Below are 16,549 nucleotides of genomic sequence, written 5' to 3' on the forward strand. Positions count from 1 at the left end.
GGGTCGGATGGCCGGCCGTCAGTGCCGGGGTCGGGCAGGCCGCCACGTGGCGCCTGCCCAGTGAACGATAGCGCCTGGCGACCGACGCCAGGCGTGAAATCAGCGCGGGGAGAGGGTCAGCAACAGGGCCTTGGCGGCGCTGAAGCGGTCTTCCGGCAGCGGCAACGGGTGCTTGATGCGCAGCTTGTCCGGCCCGTCCATCGTGTACAGCTTGGGCTGCTTCTGGATCAGCTGGATCACCGCCATCGGGTCGATCTCCGGCTTGGGATTGAACACGATGCGGCCGCCGTTCTCGCCCAGTTCCAGCTTGCGGATGCCCAGTACGTTGGCCTGCAGCTTGAGTTCGGCGATCGCGAACAGATGCTTGGCCGGGTCCGGCAGCAGGCCGAAGCGGTCGATCATCTCCACCTGCAGTTCGCGCAGCTCAGCACTGTCACGCGCTGAGCTGATCCGCTTGTACAGGGTCAGGCGGGTATGCACGTCGGGTAGGTAGTCATCCGGGATCAAGGCCGGCACATGCAGTTCGACCTCGGCACCGCGCGCTTCTTCGCCCGCATCCAGATCCGGCAGCTTGCCTAGGCGGATGCTGCGCACCGCGCGTTCCAGCAGCTCGGTGTACAGGCTGAAGCCGACCTCGGCCATCTGGCCGCTCTGGTCCTCGCCGAGCAGCTCGCCGGCACCGCGGATTTCCAGATCGTGGGTGGCCAGGGTGAAGCCGGCACCGAGTTCGTCCATCGAGGCGATCGCCTCCAGACGCTTCTCGGCATCGGGCGTCATCGCGCGCTTGTCCGGCACCACCAGATAGGCGTACGCCCGGTGGTGCGAGCGACCCACGCGGCCACGCAGCTGGTGCAGCTGGGCCAGGCCGAAGCGGTCGGCGCGGTTGATGATGATGGTATTGGCGTTGGGAATGTCGATGCCCGATTCGATGATCGTGGTCGACAGCAGCACGTTGAAGCGCTGCTTCTGGAAGTCCAGCATCACCCGCTCCAGCTCGCGCTCGGGCATCTGCCCATGGGCGATGCCGATGCGTGCTTCGGGCACCAGCTCGGCCAGCTCGCGCTGCATGCGGCCGATGCTCTCCACGTCGTTGTGCAGGAAGTACAGCTGGCCACCACGGGCCAGTTCGCGCTGGAAGGCTTCGCGCAGCAGCGCGTTGTCCCAGGCGGTGATGAACGTCTTGACCGCCAGCCGGTTCGGCGGCGGGGTGGCGATGATCGACAGATCCCGCAGCCCGGCCATGGCCATGTTGAGCGTGCGGGGAATCGGCGTGGCGGTCAGCGTCAGCAGATGCACGTTGGCGCGCATCGCTTTGAGCGCTTCCTTCTGGCGCACACCGAAGCGCTGCTCTTCATCCACCACGACCAGACCGAGGTCCTTGAACTTCACGTCCGGCTGCAGCAGGCGATGGGTACCGATGATGACGTCGATGGTGCCGGCGGCGACCTTCTCCAGTTCGGCCTTGATCTCTTTGGTGGATTTGAAGCGCGACAGCACCTCCACCTTGAGCGGCCAATCGGCGAACCGATCGCGGAAGTTGCGGTAGTGCTGTTCGGCCAGCAGGGTGGTCGGCACCAGCACCGCGACCTGCTTGCCGGCACTGGCAGCGGCGAACGCGGCGCGCACCGCGACCTCGGTCTTGCCGAAGCCGACGTCGCCGCAGACCACGCGGTCCATCGGCTGGCTGCTGGCCAGATCGCGCAGCGTCGCGTCGATCGCGGCCAGCTGATCCGGTGTTTCCTCGAACGGGAAGCCGGCCGCGAACGGCTCGTACATCGCGCGGTCCACGTGCAGCGCCAGGCCGGCACGGGCACGCCGACGCGCCTGGATTTCCAGCAGTTCGGCGGCGACGTCGCGGACCTTTTCGGCGGCCTTGCGCTTGGCCTTGGTCCACTGCTCGCCACCGAGCGAATGCAGCGGCGCGGTTTCCGGCGAGGCACCGGAATAGCGGCTGATCAGGTGCAGCTGGGCGACCGGCACATACAGGCGGTCGCCCTTGGCGTACTCGATTTCCAGGAACTCGCCGGGCATGCCACCGGCATCGAGCACGATCAGGCCGCGGTAGCGGCCGACACCGTGGTCTTCATGCACGATCGGCGAGCCTTCGCTGAGCTCGCCGAGGTCGCGGATGATCGCTTCGGGCTCGCGCCCGGCCCGGCGGCTGCGGCGCTGCTGGCCGGCGCGTTCGGGAAACAGCTGACGTTCGGTCAGCACCGCGATCGGCGGGCTTTCCAGCGCGAAACCGTCTTCCAGCGGCGCCACGGTGATGCCGAAGCGCACGCTGTCGTCGGCCAGGAAGCCGGGCAGATCGGCGACCACCGGCGGCTTCAGCTCGGCGGCGAGCAGCACTTCCAGCAGGGCTTCGCGGCGGCCGGCGGAATCGGCGGCGATCAACACCCGGCCCGGATAATGACCGATGAAGGATTTCAGTGCCTCGGCAGCCGGGGCATCGCGTGCGGCCACCGGCAGCGGCGGCAGGGGCTGGTCGCCCAGCGGCTGTGCATCGCCGATGCGGTCGTGATCCAGCGGCCAGACTTCGACGCGGGCCAGGCCGTTGAGCGTGGCGCGCAGTTGCTCGGGGCTGGCATACAGCTCTTCCGGCGCCAGCAGCGGGCGCTCGACATCGTGGCGGCGCTGCTCGTAGCGGTTCTGCGTCTGCGCCCAGAAGGCGGCCGCAGCATCGAACACGTTCGGCGCCAGCACCGGCAGCACGTTGGGCTGCAGGTAATCGAGCAAGGTTGCGGTCTTGTCGAAGAACAGCGGCAGGTAGTACTCGATGCCGGCCGGCGCGATACCGGCCTTGAGATCCTGGTACAGCGCGCTGCGCCGGGTATCCACATCGAAGCGCTCGCGCAGCGTGTTGAGCACCCGCGAGACGCTGAGATCATCCAGCGGTACTTCACGGCCGGGCAGCATGTGCACCGCCTCGACCTTGTCCAGCGAGCGCTGCGACTCCGGATCGAAGGCGCGGATCGAATCGATGTCTTCATCGAGCAGTTCCACCCGCAGCGGCGCCTCGGCCCCCATCGGGTAGACATCGAGCAGGCCGCCACGCACGGCGAAATCACCCGGGTCCATCACCTGCGGCACGTTGCGGTAGCCGGCCGATTCCAGGCGGCGCTTTTCCGCGTCCAGATCCAGGCGCTGGCCGACTGTCAGGTCGAAGCTGCCGCCGATGACGTACTTGAGCGGTGCCAACTGCTGCAGCAGCGTCTGCACCGGCACCACCACGATGCCGCGCTTGAGCGCAGGCAGGGCGTGCAGCGCAGCCAGGCGCTGGGAAATGATGTCCGGGTGCGGGCTGAAGGCGTCGTAGGGCAGGGTTTCCCAATCCGGGAAGGCCACGATCGGCACGTCGCCGGCAGTGCCGAGCAGGGTGTGCAGATCGGCTTCGATCTGGTTCGCGCCATGGTTGTCGCGCGCGACCACCAGCAACGGCCCGTCGTGCGACTGCGCCGCGCGGGCGATGTACCACGCCAGCGCCGTGGCCGAAGCGGGGGCGCGCCACCAGGCGCGGAGCTGTCCAGGACGTGGCAGCGGCGGAACGGGATAGGAGGTGCGTGACATGAACCGTCGATTTTAGCAGACCGCAGCGTGGCGGCCGTGTCATCCGGCGGCAGGCAAGCGTACGGCCGATCCACGTTACCGGTAGTGCCGGCCGTTGGCCGGCTCCAGGCGATGCGTGATGTGCGGGCAGCCGGCCAGCGGCCGGCTCTGCCGATGAGGGCGCGGAAAGACGCCCCCGCGTCAGCTGTCGAGTTCCAGCACCATGCGCACCAGGCCCGGCGTACCGTTCGGGTGCGGGATCGGCTGGAAGCCCAGCGAGGCGGCCAGCTGCTTCATCGGCTCGTTCTCTTCGGCAACATCACCGTACAGACGATCCAGGTACTTGCCGCGCGCCCACTTGACCAGCTTGCGCATCAACTGCCTGCCCAGGCCCTGGCCGACCAGGAAGCGGCTGACCAGGATGGCGTACTCGGCCTCGCGGGTGCCGGGGATGATCGAGGCACGCGCGACCGCACCCACCACGGCTTCACCGGCGGGCAGCGACTCGGCCGCGACCAGGGTGATTTCGCTCTTGGGATTGGGATGGGTCAGGCGCTGCGTCGTTTCCGGCGACAGTTCGGTTACCGACTGCAGGAAGCGGTCGCGGATCTCTTCGGGACCGAACAGACTGAAAGCGGCATGCAGCGGCGGGCCGTCTTCGGGCCGGATGGGGCGGATCAGCAGCTCGTGGCCACTGGGGGCCTTGAAAATCTCGTGCCAGGGCGGCATGCGGTTACGGGTAGCCATACCGGTGATTCCTTGGTGGTCTTCGGATTCTCGCATCCCGGGGGCAGCGTTCCGTGAACGGATCACTCACGCCGCGCCGGACGGGAGGCGCCGGCCAGGCCGGGGTTCCGGCCTGGATTCAGGGGGTCATTCGGCCTGCTTGAGCCACTGCAGGCGGGTCGAGGCGCCGGCCTCGCCCAGGTGCTGCTTGAGCGCCGGCATGGCCGGGGCCAGGACCTGGTCGAACTGCCACGGCGGGTTGAGCAGCAGCATGCCGCTGCCATTGAGCCGCAGCGGGGAGTCGTCCGGGCGGATCAGAAGCTCGGCGGTCAGCACCGATTTCACCGGCAGCGCACAGGCCTTGCGCAGGAAATGCAGGATGGTCCGGCGCTGCTTGATCGGGAACCAGATCGCAAAGCTGGCCTGCGGCCAACGGCCCAGGATCTCGGTCACCGAGGCCAGGATGGCCTGGTACTCGGCGTCCTGCCCCTCGTAGGGCGGGTCGATCAGGACCAGCCCCCGGCCGATCTTCACGCCGTTGGCCTTGGGCGGCAGCAGCTTCTTGTTCTGGGCATAGCCATCGGCGTGATACACGGCCACCCGGCTGTCATGGGCGAACAGTGCCTTCAGCGCGGTGGCTTCGGCATCCTGCACTTCACAGACGGCCATGCGGTCCTGCTCGCGCAGGGTCTGGGCGGTCAGCAGGGGCGAGCCGGGATAGCTGATCATCGCCCCGACCGGGTTGTCGGCCTGGACTGCCTTGAGATAGCGCTCCACCACCGCGGGCAGCTGCGGCTGGGCCATCAGGCGCATCACGCCGTCTTCGGCCTCCAGCGTCTTGCGGCTTTCCTCGCTGGCCAGCAGGTAGCGGCCTGCGCCGCCGTGGGTGTCCAGCACGAAGAACGGGCTGTCCTTGCGCTTGAAGGTGTCGAGCAGGGCAAGCTGCACGATGTGCTTGAGCACATCGGCATGGTTGCCGGCATGGAAGGCGTGGCGGTAATTCATCGGCGCAGTGTACGGGGCGGCGGGCCCAGCGGCTATGCTGCGCGCATGAGCCACCCCCTGCACAACGTCCTGGTGGTCGAGGACGAAACCGCCATCGCCGATACCGTTCTGTATGCACTGCGCAGTGAAGGCTACGGCGCCCAGCATTGCCTGCTCGGCGGGGAGGCGCTGGCCCGGCTGCGCCAGCACGGCTTCGATGTGGTGGTGCTGGATGTCGGCCTGCCGGACATGAGCGGTTTCGAGGTCTGCCGCACGTTGCGCACCTTCAGCGAGGTGCCGGTGATCTTCCTGACCGCCCGCAATGACGAGTTCGACCGGGTGCTCGGCCTGGAGCTGGGGGCGGATGACTATATGGCCAAGCCCTTCTCGCCGCGCGAGCTGGTGGCGCGGGTGCGCGCGCGCCTGCGCCGGTCCGCAGCCCCGGCCGACACCACCGGCTGGCAGCAGCTTGGGCGCTTCTCGATTGATCGCGAGGGCAGCCGGATCCGTTTCGGTGACCAGCCGCTGGACCTGACCCGCTACGAGTACGCGCTGATGGCGGCCCTGCTGCAGCGCCCCGGCGCGATCCTCAGCCGCGCCCAGCTGATGGACCGCGGCTGGGACAGCGACGCCGACAGCGCCGACCGCACCGTCGATACCCACGTCAAAACCCTGCGTGCCAAGCTGCGTGCCGCCGGTGCCGAGACCGACCCGATCCGCACCCACCGTGGCCTGGGCTACGCACTGGAGGTGTAGGCATGCGGCTGGGCCTGAAACTGTTCCTGGGCTTCTTCCTGATCGTGGGTATCGCCGCGTTCTTCGTGATGCGTATTTTCGTCAACGAAGTGAAGCCTGGCGTGCGCCAGGCGATGGAGTCGACGTTGGTCGATGCGGCCAACGTGCTGGCTGAAATGGCCGCCGCCGATCTCAAGGCCGGGCACATCCGCGACGGCCGCTTTGTCGCCGATCTGGCGCGTGCGCAGCGGCGTGACCCGAAGGCGATGGTGTGGCGTTTTCCCAAGCGCACGCTGGATTACCAGGTCACCATCACCGATGCCAAGGGCATCGTGGTGTACGACTCGACCGGGCGCGATGTGGGGCGCGACAACTCGCGCTGGAACGATGTCTATCGCACCCTGCGTGGCGAATACGGCGCGCGTTCCAGCCCGGAAACCCCGGGCGACGATACCCACTCGGTGATGCACGTGGCCGCGCCGATCTTCGATCCGGCCGATGGGCGCCGCTTGATCGGTGTGCTCAGCCTGGCCCAACCCAACCGCAGCATCGATCCGTTCATCGCCGCCAGCCAGCGCGCCATCATGAAGCGCGGTGCCTGGCTGATCGGTCTCTCGGCGCTGATCGGCCTGCTGATGACCGCGTGGCTGATGCACGGCGTGAGCCGGCTCAATCGCTACGCCAAGGCGGTCAGCGCCGGTGAGCCGGTGCCGCCGCCGAAGCCGCGCCGCGACGAGATCGGCGATCTGGGCCAGGCGCTGGAAACCATGCGTCGCAAGCTGGAAGGCAAGGCCTACGTCGAGCAGTACGTTCAATCGCTGACGCATGAAATGAAGAGCCCGCTGGCCGCGATCCGCGGTGCCGCCGAACTGTTGCAGGAGCCGTTGCCGGATGCCGACCGTGCGCATTTTGCACGCAGCATTGAAGGCCAGGCGCAGCGGCTCACCGAAACCATCGACAAGCTGCTGGCGTTGGCCGAGGTGGAACAGTACGGCTGGCTGCACAAGCACGAGCGGCTTGCCTTGGCACCCTTGCTGCAGGCCGCGACCGATGCGGTGGCGGTGCGTGCGCAGGCGGCGGGCGTAGCACTCCATGTGGAGTCGCTGGCCGAGAGCGTGCAGGGCGACGGCTATCTGCTGCGCCAGGCGCTCAACAATCTGCTGGAGAATGCCGTGGCGTTCTCACCCGCCGGCAGCAGCATCACGCTCGGTGCGCGTGCAGAAGGCGAGGGCATCGCGCTGACCGTGGCCGACCGCGGCAGTGGCGTGCCCGAGTACGCGCTCGACCGCGTGTTCGAGCGCTTCTATTCCCTGGCGCGCCCGGGCACCGGCCAGCGCAGCTCCGGCCTCGGCCTGTCGTTCGTGCAGGAAGTGGCCCGCCTGCACGGCGGCCGTGTCAGCCTGCGCAACCGCGATGACGGCGGCGCGCAGGCGGTGTTGTGGCTGCCGTCGCGGCTGCCTTCGGTCCCGCCGCGGCGCTGACCGCCGCTGCACTTCACACAGACTTCAAACTCGGCACAAACCCCGCACACCGGCGCGCGGGAAGCTGGCCCCCTCCCAACCGAGGACGGGTCATGAAATCCCTGAAGATGCTGTTGCGGTTCGCCATTGTCGGCGGGCTGATCCTGTTGCTGCTGATTCCGCTGAGCCTGATCAAGGGGGTGATCCGCGAGCGTGAGGCCTACCGCGACGAGGCGTACCAACGCGTCGCGCAGAGCCGCGCCGGCGCGCAGATTCTGACCGGACCGATCCGGGTGGTGCCGTGGACCGAAACCCGCGAAGTCGAGGTCGTGGATGCGGCCGGCACCAAAAAGAAGGAAAAGCAGGTCGAGCAGGGCCAGTGGCTGCAGATGCCGGCCACGCTCACGGTGGACGGCGTGATGCAGCCGGACGAGCGCCGCGTCGGCCTGTTCCGCGTCCCGGTCTATAGCTGGAAGGCCACGATCAGCGCCGCGTTCGCCGATGACGACTACCCGGTGAAAGCCGGCCGCGTGTATGGCACGCCTTTCCTGACCGTGGGCATCGCCGACGTGCGTGGCCTGGTCGGTTCGCCGAACGTGCGCGTGGATGGCAACGCCGTGACGCTGTTGCCCGATGCCGGCGGCGTCAGTGGCATCGGCACGGGCCTGCATGTCGGCTTGCCGGGCCTGGCGGATGAACGGGGTGGCGTGCTCAAGGGCAGCAAGGTCGAGCTGGAGCTGGTGCTGGATGGCACCCGGTCGCTGTCGGTGGTGCCGGTGGGCGATGACAGCCGCATCGCGCTGCGCTCGCCCTGGCCGCACCCGCTGTTCGGTGGCAGCTTCCTGCCCAACGAGCGTAAGGTCGACGCGCAGGGCTTCGACGCCCAGTGGGCGGTGTCCTCGCTGGCCTCGCGTGCCCAGCACCAGCTGCGCAACCGCCCGGACATCGACGCCGAGGCGGTAAGCGTGGAGCTGGTCAATCCGGTCGATGTCTATACCCAGGCCGACCGCGCCAGCAAGTACGGCATCCTCTTCATCCTGCTCACCTTCGTCGGCTTCATCCTGTTCGAGCTGATCAAGCAGCTGCGCATCCACCCGCTGCAGTACCTGATGGTCGGCCTGGCGCTGGCGATCTTCTTCCTGCTGCTGCTCAGCCTCTCCGAGCACATCGCGTTCTGGCAGGCCTATGCACTCTCGGCGCTCGCCTGTATCGGCATCCAGACCGTGTATCTGTCCGGCGTATTGAAGAGCTGGAAACGCGGCCTGGGCTTCGCGCTGATGCTCAGTGCCCTGTATGGCGCGCTGTACGGGCTGCTGATCTCGGAGAACAACGCGCTGCTGATGGGCTCGCTGCTGCTGTTCGGCGTGCTGGCCGCGGTGATGTGGGTGACCCGCCGGGTCGATTGGTACGAACTCGGCGCACGCCTGAGCTGAGGAACGGACATGAGCTTGCGCCGCTGTCTGCAGGAACGAGTGCGCCGGGCGCTGCCCGCCCGGCTGGAGGTGGCTTCGCTGCTGGAGGGCGAGGCCTCGGGATGGCCGTCACCGCTGAGGGCGCTGCCCGGTACGCCGGCAGCGCCGGGGCTGCTGCGTTTCGGCTTGGCCCCGGCCACCTGCGAGGCGATCACCGTGCACGGGCTACGCTTTCTGGAACAGGCACGGCAGGCGCGCGGACGCCTGCCGCTGCCGCACTGGTGTGGCGACTATCGGCCGTGGCGTGAGGGTGCACAGGCGTTGCGTGAGGTCGGCATCCGCGGGTTGCCCGCGGACTGGCCGGTGCATGCGGCGGTCTACGCCAGCGCCTCGGAAGACCGCAGCCGCTGGTTGCTGGTACTGCCTGCCCGTGGCCAGCTCTGGTACGGCTGGATGGCGTGACCATGACTCTTGGCCCGGGGGCACCGGGACCACGCCCGATAGACTCGGGGATTGTTCGTGGTCTGGCCGAGAGGCGGGGGTAATCGTGTTCAAGTGGGGCATGTTGAGCGTGGCATTGGCATTGAGTGGCGTCGCCGATGCACAGACGAAGGAAACGGTGGACCTGGACATGGTCAGCCGCATCCGCCAGGAAGCCTTCCACCGGTCGCAGGTGATGGCGACCTTCAGCCATCTGACCGAGCAGATCGGCCCGCGCCTGACCAATTCGCCCGCGATGGGCGAGGCCAATACCTGGACCCGCAGCAAGTTCAACGAGTGGGGCCTGGTCAACGTCCATGACGAGGCCTTCGATGCGTTCGGCCGCGGCTGGGAGTTCAGCAACGCCAGCGTGGAACTGCTGAGCCCGCGCGTGGCGCCGCTGTATGCGCTGCCGAAGGCCTGGACCCCGGGCACCAACGGCCCGGTCGAGGGCGAGGTGATCAAGGTCGAGATCAAGAAGCTCGCCGATCTGGATCAGTACAAGGGCAAGATCGCCGGCAAGATCCTGCTGCTCAATGATGCACGCGACTACGAACGGGCCACCAAGTCCGATTCGCACCGCCACGATGACGCCGGCCTGGCCGAGCTGCAGGTGTTCGCGGTGCCCAAGGACGTCGCCGATGCCAAGGCCGACCGTGCCAAGAAGGCCAAGGAGTTCCTGGAGAAGCAGGAACTGACCCGTGCCACCAACGTCTTCTTCGCCGAGCAGGGCGTGCTGGCCACGATCAGCATCAGCGGCTGGGACAACGGCATCATCCGCGTCGGCGGCGGTGGCTCACGCAAGGCGGGCGAACCGGTCGGCGTGCCCGAGCTGGCGATGATGGCCGAGCACTACAACCAGCTGGTGCGGGCGGTCGACCAGAAGCAGGCGGTCAAGCTGCGCGTGAATGTCGAGGCCCGTTTCACCGATACGCAGGACCAGCCGGGCTACAACACGCTGGCCGAGATCCGCGGCAGCGGCAAGGCCGATGAGATCGTGATGCTCGGCGCGCACATGGATTCCTGGCACACCGGCACCGGTGCAGCCGACAACGCTGCCGGCGTGGCGGTGATGATGGAAGCCATGCGCATCCTCAAGGCGGTTGGCGCCAAGCCCAAGCGCACGATCCGCGTGGCGCTGTGGAGTGGCGAAGAGCAGGGCCTGATCGGCTCCCAGGACTACGTGTCCAAGCACTTCGCGCGCTACCCCGAGCCGACCGACCCGGCGCAGCTCAAGCTACCGGCCTCGATGCGCGAACCCACCGGCGCCCTGCAGCGCCAGCGCGATTACGACAAGTTCTCGGCGTACTTCAACATGGACAACGGCTCGGGCCGCTTCCGCGGCATCTACGCGCAGGAGAACCTGGCCGCGGTGCCGATCTTCGAAGCGTGGCTGGCCCCGTTCCATGACGTGGGCGCGACCACCGTGGCCACCCGCAACACCGGCAGCACCGACCACATCGCGTTCGATCGCGTTGGCCTGCCCGGGTTCCAGTTCATTCAGGACCGCCTGGACTACTTCACCAACGTCCACCACAGCAACCTGGACACCTGGGACCACGCCGAGCCGGAGGACCTGAAGCAGGCCGCCGCCATCGTGGCCTCGTTCGTCTACAACGCGGCGATGCGCGATGAAAAGCTGCCGCGCAAGCCGTTGCTGACGCCCTGAAGGCTGCCGCGTGGGCCGCCGGGAAATGGCCGCCCACGCCATGCCGCGCAAGGAGTGCCCGGTTTGCGGCCGGGGCGGGGTAAAATTGCCGGGATTCCGTTTCCCGCCCTGAGCCCTCCATGACCTGCCGCACCCGTTTTGCCCCCAGTCCCACCGGCTACCTGCACATTGGTGGCGCCCGCACGGCGCTGTACTGCTGGCTGGAGGCCCGTCACCGTGGCGGCGAATTCGTGCTGCGCATCGAAGACACCGACCGCGAGCGCAGCACCCAGGGCGCGATCGACGCGATCCTGGAGGCGATGGAGTGGCTGGGCCTGGGCTATGACGAAGGCCCGATCTACCAGACCCAGCGCGTGGCCCGCTATCTGGAAGTGGCCGAGCAGCTGGTCGCCGATGGCAAGGCCTACTACGCCTACGAGACCAGGGAAGAGCTGGACGCGATGCGCGAGGCCGCCATGGCCAAGCAGGAAAAGCCGCGTTACAACGGCGCCGCGCGTGAGCTGGGCCTGCCGTACAAGGACGACCCGAACCGCGTGATCCGCTTCAAGAATCCGCTCGAGGGCACGGTGGTGTTCGACGACCTGATCAAGGGCCGCATCGAGATCGCCAACAGCGAACTCGATGACATGGTGATCTTCCGTCCGGATGGTTTCCCCACCTACAACTTCGCGGTGGTGGTGGACGATTGGGACATGCGCATCAGCGAGGTCATCCGCGGCGACGACCACATCAACAACACCCCGCGCCAGATCAATCTGTACGAGGGCATCGGCGCCCCCGTGCCGAAGTTCGGCCATATGCCGATGATCCTGGACGAGCAGGGCGCGAAGCTGTCCAAGCGCACCGGTGCGGCCGACGTGATGCAGTACAAGGACGCTGGCTACCTGCCGGACGCACTGCTCAGCTACCTGGCCCGCCTGGGCTGGTCGCATGGCGACCAGGAGCTGTTCAGCCGCCAGGAACTGATCGATCTGTTCGATGTGACCAACTGCAATTCCAAGGCCGCGCGCCTGGACATGGCCAAGCTGGGCTGGGTCAACCAGCACTTCCTGAAGACCGAACAGCCGGCCGACATCGCTCCGCACCTGGTCTACCAGCTGAACAAGCTGGGCCTGGACCTGAACGCCGGTCCGGCGCCGGCCGACGTGGTGGTGGCACTGCGCGACCGTGTGCAGACGCTGAAGGAAATGGCCGAGAAGGCGGTGGTCTGGTATCAGCCGCTGACCGAATACGACGAGGCCGCGGTGGCCAAGCACTTCAAGCCGGGCGCCGAACTGGCGCTGGGCAAGGCCCGCGAGCTGTTGGGCGCGGCCGGGGAGTGGACGGTGGAGAGCGTTTCGGCGGCACTGCATGACGTGGCGACGGCGCTTGAGATCGGCATGGGCAAGGTGGCCCAGCCGCTGCGCGTGGCCATCACCGGCACCCAGGTCAGCCCGGACATTTCACAGACGGTGTTCCTGGCCGGGCGTGAAGAGGCCTTGAAACGCATCGAGGTCGCACTCACTAAAGTACCGACGGCCTGACCACAGGAGACCGCGCATGTCCGCAAAAACCGCTTGTACCGCTCCGCACCATCACGTTCACGACGCCTCCGACTTTGTGAAGGTGGTCGAGCGCGTGTGCTCGGAACGCGGGCTGCGGCTGACGCCGATCCGCGCGAACGTGCTGCGCCTGATTGCCGAGGCCGGCAAGCCGGTGAAGGCGTACGAATTGCTGGAGTGGGTGCGCAACGGCAAGGGCGTCGGTGCCGACGCCCCGCCGACGGTGTACCGCGCGCTGGATTTCCTGATGGCCAATGGCTTCGTGCACAAGCTGGAATCGGTGAATGCGTTCGTGGCGTGCCACCATCCGAGCAGTGCGCAGCATTCGGTGCCGTTCCTGATCTGCAACAGTTGCCACAGTGCGGTGGAGCTGGAGGACAAGGAGATTGTCAGCCAGCTGGAGAAACGGGCGAAGGAGCTCGGTTTCCAGCCGCAGGCGCAGACGCTGGAAGTGCATGGCCTGTGCGCGCGCTGTGCGGGGTAGGTACCGACCGTTGGTCGGTACGCTGTTGATGTTGAAAAGCCGCGCATCTGCGCGGCTTTTTCGTTTCTGCGCGAGAGCAGATGTGAAGCAGCCCCTCTGTTTCCCTCTGCGTAAGCGAGCCGGGCAGCCTGGAACGGGACGCGCCGTAAACCCATCCCTGGGGGCTCGTGAGCGGCATCCATGCCGCTCCAACGGTCCCGCTCCAAGCTGCCCGACTCGCTTCCCGACGGTTTCGGACTGGGGTCGAGGAAGGGCTTCGGCTTGCGGTGCTAGTGCGTTGAACTCCACCGCAGACGCATCACGACTCGGTATCGGTACGATCGGACCAGTCTCACGAAAGCTGTTGCCACGGCGGAGTTGCAGGATCACACATGAAGCCGGAATTCATGTGGGAGGCGGTAAAACGTTGAGGGAGGATTCGTCGGAGCGGGGAGTGTCGGTGTTCGCAGGCGAGAGAGTGCACTAAGCGGGATCGCTTTGCCCTGCGTTTGGCTGATGCGCGACGCTGAATTGGTTGTCCCACTCTTTGCAGAGCTTCTGAAAGGACCTGCACCTTCTCTTCGCTAGCTCGAGATCGACGCGTGCGGCAAATGCAGGCTGGTCTGTCGTTTCGCCATACGTTCCCGATCGCATCCTCAGCCGGAGCCATCCTTTCGCATCCCTGGGCGCCTCTGGGTCACAGGTCAGGTCGCGATCGGAAATTTCTAAACCCCTTACCCCATGAAGCGAGCTGGCGGCTCGGATGTACCAAGCCTCAAACTCGCGGTTTGCCAAAACAACCGATATAGAGCGATGAGGGAGAACTGCGGCTGCCCTTGCCAGAATTCTAGGGGCAAGCTCTGCAGGGCAGTCGTCGTCAGCGTCCAGCAAGATCAATACCCAGCCGTCATCTCCACACTTCATTCCAGCCAATTGAAGATGACGGCTGAATTCGGTCTCCTTATTCAAAAATCTATCGCGCTTGACTCGAATTGGCTGTGGGATATCTACGTAGTTGTATGGACTACGCCAAGCCGCCATCCTGCGAAGCAGGATAGGAAGTGCTGCGACCTCCCCGTCCCCCTCAACGATGCAAGAAACGCAGCTCAATTCGATACTCCGTCAAACATCTTGATCTGCTTGGACTGGCTTTCCAAATCTGCCTTGTCCGGATTTAGTTGTCCAAGCTTTAGTAGCTCGCCCGCCGAGAACAGGCCCTCGCGAATAGCGCGTCGCGAGGCTTCATCGATGGCGCCGATTTTGGTCTCACCTGCTTCTGATACAACAGCGAGAATCTGTGTGTCTTCAATGGATATGTCGTCAAGAAGATCTGGGCTGTGACTGGTAATGATGACCTGTGTAGTGACCGATGCTCGGTGCAAGGCTTCTCGCAGTGCAGCACTCGCCCCGGGGTGAAGTGCAGTCTCCGGCTCCTCTATTCCGATGAAAGTGGGCGCGAAGTCTCGGTTGCTCTGGAAAAGCGCCGTAAGCACGCCAAGGGCTCTCAATGTTCCATCAGACATGTTTTGCGCAGTGAACCGCCAAGGGTCTTTCACTCCAGGTACTTCTTGCCTGAACTGCAAAGTCTCCATTGGTCCAACTTGAAGGCGGTTGACGCCATGGACGGTAGGTACAACGGTGCGCAAGTATTCTTCGATTGTTTCGATCGATTCGGGACTAACATTCTGCAGGTGTCCAATTACACTCGCGATGTTCTCACCCACGGGTTTAAGGAGCCGCCCCTCTTGGGGTTGCTGAAGATCTCTCATCAACTTTGGATTGAGGTTGTAGAAGCCCATGCATGTGAGTGCGTCGAAAACCGGCCTGAACGAGCTGATGCCTGACAGGGCTACTAAAGCAAGGCGGTCGCTTGTAAGTGATGGAATGACTGCCTCGCTGCTCGCTTTAACCCTTCCGCTTTCAATTCGGTAAAAGGGGCCCTTGCCCTGCCCGCCGAAGCTGAGCTCTTCAGTTTGAACCTCGAAGCCTCGGTTCTTCAGTGCTCCGACCTTAAATGCGTAATGCCCATTCTTCCCGTCAATTGAAAACTCAAGGCGAATGCTAAAGTGAGTTGGGTGGCCAGCGGACCGGCGGCGGACTTCGGATAAACCGCCTCTGAGGTTTAAGGCTTGATCAAGAGACGTAGTCAGGGCATCTTTAACTAAATGGAGTGCGTCCAAAAAGTTGCTTTTGCCCGCGCCGTTTGCGCCGACGAGATACACCAGCGAACCAAGGTTGACATCGCACTGTCCAATGCTCCGATAGTTGCGAAGCACCACCCGAGTAATGAAGGGAGGAGGGTTCATCTGCGTGTTCCATTGGAGGCTGGCGGCATGATATCAGCGTTCCGAGAGTCGTCGATCTGCGTCGCCGATTCGGCGGTATCCACCCTGACGATCACCGACATGCCGGGGCGCAGACGCGGTGCCAGCGGCTGATCGGGGTCGATGGAAATGCGGATCGGCAGGCGCTGGACGACCTTGGTGAAGTTGCCGCTGGCGTTGTCCGGACGCAGGACACTGAACTCCGAGCCGGTGGCCGGGGCGATCTGTTCGATGTGGCCGTGCAGCTTCTGGCCATCGAAGGCATCCACGGAGAAGGTGGCCGGTTGGCCGATGCGCATCTTCCAGGTCTGGCCTTCCTTGAAATTGGCGACCACCCACAAGGCATCGGGCACCAGGAACAGCAGCTGCGAGCCGGCGGTGACATATTGGCCCAGGCGCACCGAGGCTTCGCTGACCTGACCGTCGCGCGGCGCCTGGATCACCGTGTTGGCGAGATCGATCTTCGCCAGTTCCAGCTGGGCCTGGGCCGTCTCGACGCGGGCTTCCAGGCCTTTGCGGGCAACCTGGGTGGAGGTCAGGGTTTCCTCGGCGATGCGGATCTGGGCCTGCGACTGCAGCACGCTGGCCTGCGCCGATTGCGTGGTGGTGCGGAACTTGTCACGGTCGTTGAGGGCGACCAGTTGCTGGTCGGCGAGTTCTTCGTAGCGCTTGAGTTCGGTACGCGAGCGCGAGAGCTCGGCCTGGCCGGCAGACAGGTTGGCCTGCGCGGCCTGGATCTGCGCGCGGTTCTGTGCCTGGGATTGATCGGAGTTGGCCAGCGCGGCCTTGGCGCTGTCCAGATCGGCTTCGGCCTGGACGACTTTCTCGCGGTAGATGCGGTCGTCGATGCGCAGCAGCGGCTCGCCTTGTTTGACGTGCTGGAAGTCCTTGACCAGCACCTCGGTCACATGGCCGTTGACCTGCGGCGCGAGCACGGTGATCTGGCCGCGCACGTAGGCGTTGTCGGTGGTCACCCGGGACGTCTCGAACGGCCACAGCGACCAGGCGCGCAGGATCAGCGCGATGCCGATCAGGGCGATCACGATCATGATGATCACAGCACGCAGGCTCGGCTTGAGGTACTTGGGCACGCCCGAGGGGGCCGCCGCGGGTGGCGGGGCAGGGGCGGGCGCAGCATCGGTCGGCGGCGGTGGGTTGACGTTCTCCGGGGCGGTATCGTCGTGCGGGGGTTGGGTCGACATGGGCGGG

At 65.7% G+C, this 16,549-nt stretch carries 12 protein-coding genes; 7 read left to right on the top strand and 5 right to left on the bottom strand.

Features of this window, described 5'->3' with window-relative positions; genetic code table 11:
- Positions 1-99: 99 nt before the first annotated feature.
- The 3 genes from mfd to rlmJ all read right to left on the bottom strand — a co-directional run bounded on the left by mfd (position 100) and on the right by rlmJ (position 5,277).
- Positions 100-3,567 carry a transcription-repair coupling factor gene (gene mfd, locus ABE546_RS15530; RefSeq protein ID WP_313212860.1) on the bottom strand — a complete coding sequence of 1,156 codons (3,468 nt, stop codon included), beginning with the start codon at positions 3,565-3,567 and terminating at the stop codon, positions 100-102.
- A gap of 180 nt (positions 3,568-3,747) precedes the next feature.
- Positions 3,748-4,293 (bottom strand): GNAT family N-acetyltransferase, encoded by a 546-nt coding sequence (locus ABE546_RS15535; RefSeq protein ID WP_019184458.1) that lies wholly within the window; start codon positions 4,291-4,293, stop codon positions 3,748-3,750.
- Between the two features lie 126 nt (positions 4,294-4,419).
- On the bottom strand, positions 4,420-5,277 hold the full coding sequence (gene rlmJ, locus ABE546_RS15540) for a 23S rRNA (adenine(2030)-N(6))-methyltransferase RlmJ (RefSeq protein ID WP_282263631.1): 858 nt from the start codon (positions 5,275-5,277) through the stop codon (positions 4,420-4,422).
- A 45-nt stretch (positions 5,278-5,322) separates the two neighbouring features.
- Between rlmJ and creB the strand changes: the two genes are divergently transcribed.
- The 7 genes from creB to ABE546_RS15575 all read left to right on the top strand — a co-directional run bounded on the left by creB (position 5,323) and on the right by ABE546_RS15575 (position 13,037).
- Positions 5,323-6,012, top strand: a complete 690-nt coding sequence (gene creB, locus ABE546_RS15545; RefSeq protein WP_346464395.1) for a two-component system response regulator CreB — start codon at positions 5,323-5,325, stop codon at positions 6,010-6,012.
- A 2-nt stretch (positions 6,013-6,014) separates the two neighbouring features.
- Positions 6,015-7,472, top strand: a complete 1,458-nt coding sequence (gene creC, locus ABE546_RS15550; RefSeq protein ID WP_346464397.1) for a two-component system sensor histidine kinase CreC — start codon at positions 6,015-6,017, stop codon at positions 7,470-7,472.
- Positions 7,473-7,564: 92 nt separating this feature from the next.
- Entirely contained in the window at positions 7,565-8,884 is a 1,320-nt protein-coding gene (gene creD, locus ABE546_RS15555; protein ID WP_346464398.1) for a cell envelope integrity protein CreD, read from the top strand.
- 9 nt (positions 8,885-8,893) lie between these two features.
- On the top strand, positions 8,894-9,325 hold the full coding sequence (locus ABE546_RS15560) for a hypothetical protein (RefSeq protein ID WP_313212851.1): 432 nt from the start codon (positions 8,894-8,896) through the stop codon (positions 9,323-9,325).
- 100 nt (positions 9,326-9,425) lie between these two features.
- Positions 9,426-11,012, top strand: coding sequence for a M20/M25/M40 family metallo-hydrolase (locus tag ABE546_RS15565; RefSeq protein ID WP_313219159.1), 1,587 nt, complete (start codon positions 9,426-9,428; stop codon positions 11,010-11,012).
- Positions 11,013-11,131: 119 nt separating this feature from the next.
- A complete protein-coding gene (gltX, locus tag ABE546_RS15570) occupies positions 11,132-12,535 on the top strand; it encodes a glutamate--tRNA ligase (protein WP_346464400.1) in 1,404 nt (467 codons plus the stop codon).
- A gap of 16 nt (positions 12,536-12,551) precedes the next feature.
- Positions 12,552-13,037: a Fur family transcriptional regulator gene (locus tag ABE546_RS15575; RefSeq protein WP_019184450.1), complete on the top strand. Its 486-nt coding sequence runs from the start codon at positions 12,552-12,554 to the stop codon at positions 13,035-13,037.
- Between the two features lie 1,085 nt (positions 13,038-14,122).
- Here the strand turns inward: ABE546_RS15575 and ABE546_RS15580 are convergent.
- Both ABE546_RS15580 and ABE546_RS15585 read right to left on the bottom strand, forming a co-directional pair.
- On the bottom strand, positions 14,123-15,322 hold the full coding sequence (locus ABE546_RS15580; RefSeq protein ID WP_346464402.1) for an AAA family ATPase: 1,200 nt from the start codon (positions 15,320-15,322) through the stop codon (positions 14,123-14,125).
- Complete coding sequence (locus tag ABE546_RS15585) at positions 15,319-16,542, bottom strand: HlyD family secretion protein (protein WP_346464404.1); 1,224 nt, start codon at positions 16,540-16,542, stop codon at positions 15,319-15,321. The genes ABE546_RS15580 and ABE546_RS15585 overlap by 4 nt, the downstream gene beginning before the upstream one ends.
- Between the last annotated feature and the right edge of the window lie 7 nt (positions 16,543-16,549).

The organism is Stenotrophomonas sp. TWI377 (assembly GCF_039674525.1).
GTDB lineage: Bacteria > Pseudomonadota > Gammaproteobacteria > Xanthomonadales > Xanthomonadaceae > Stenotrophomonas.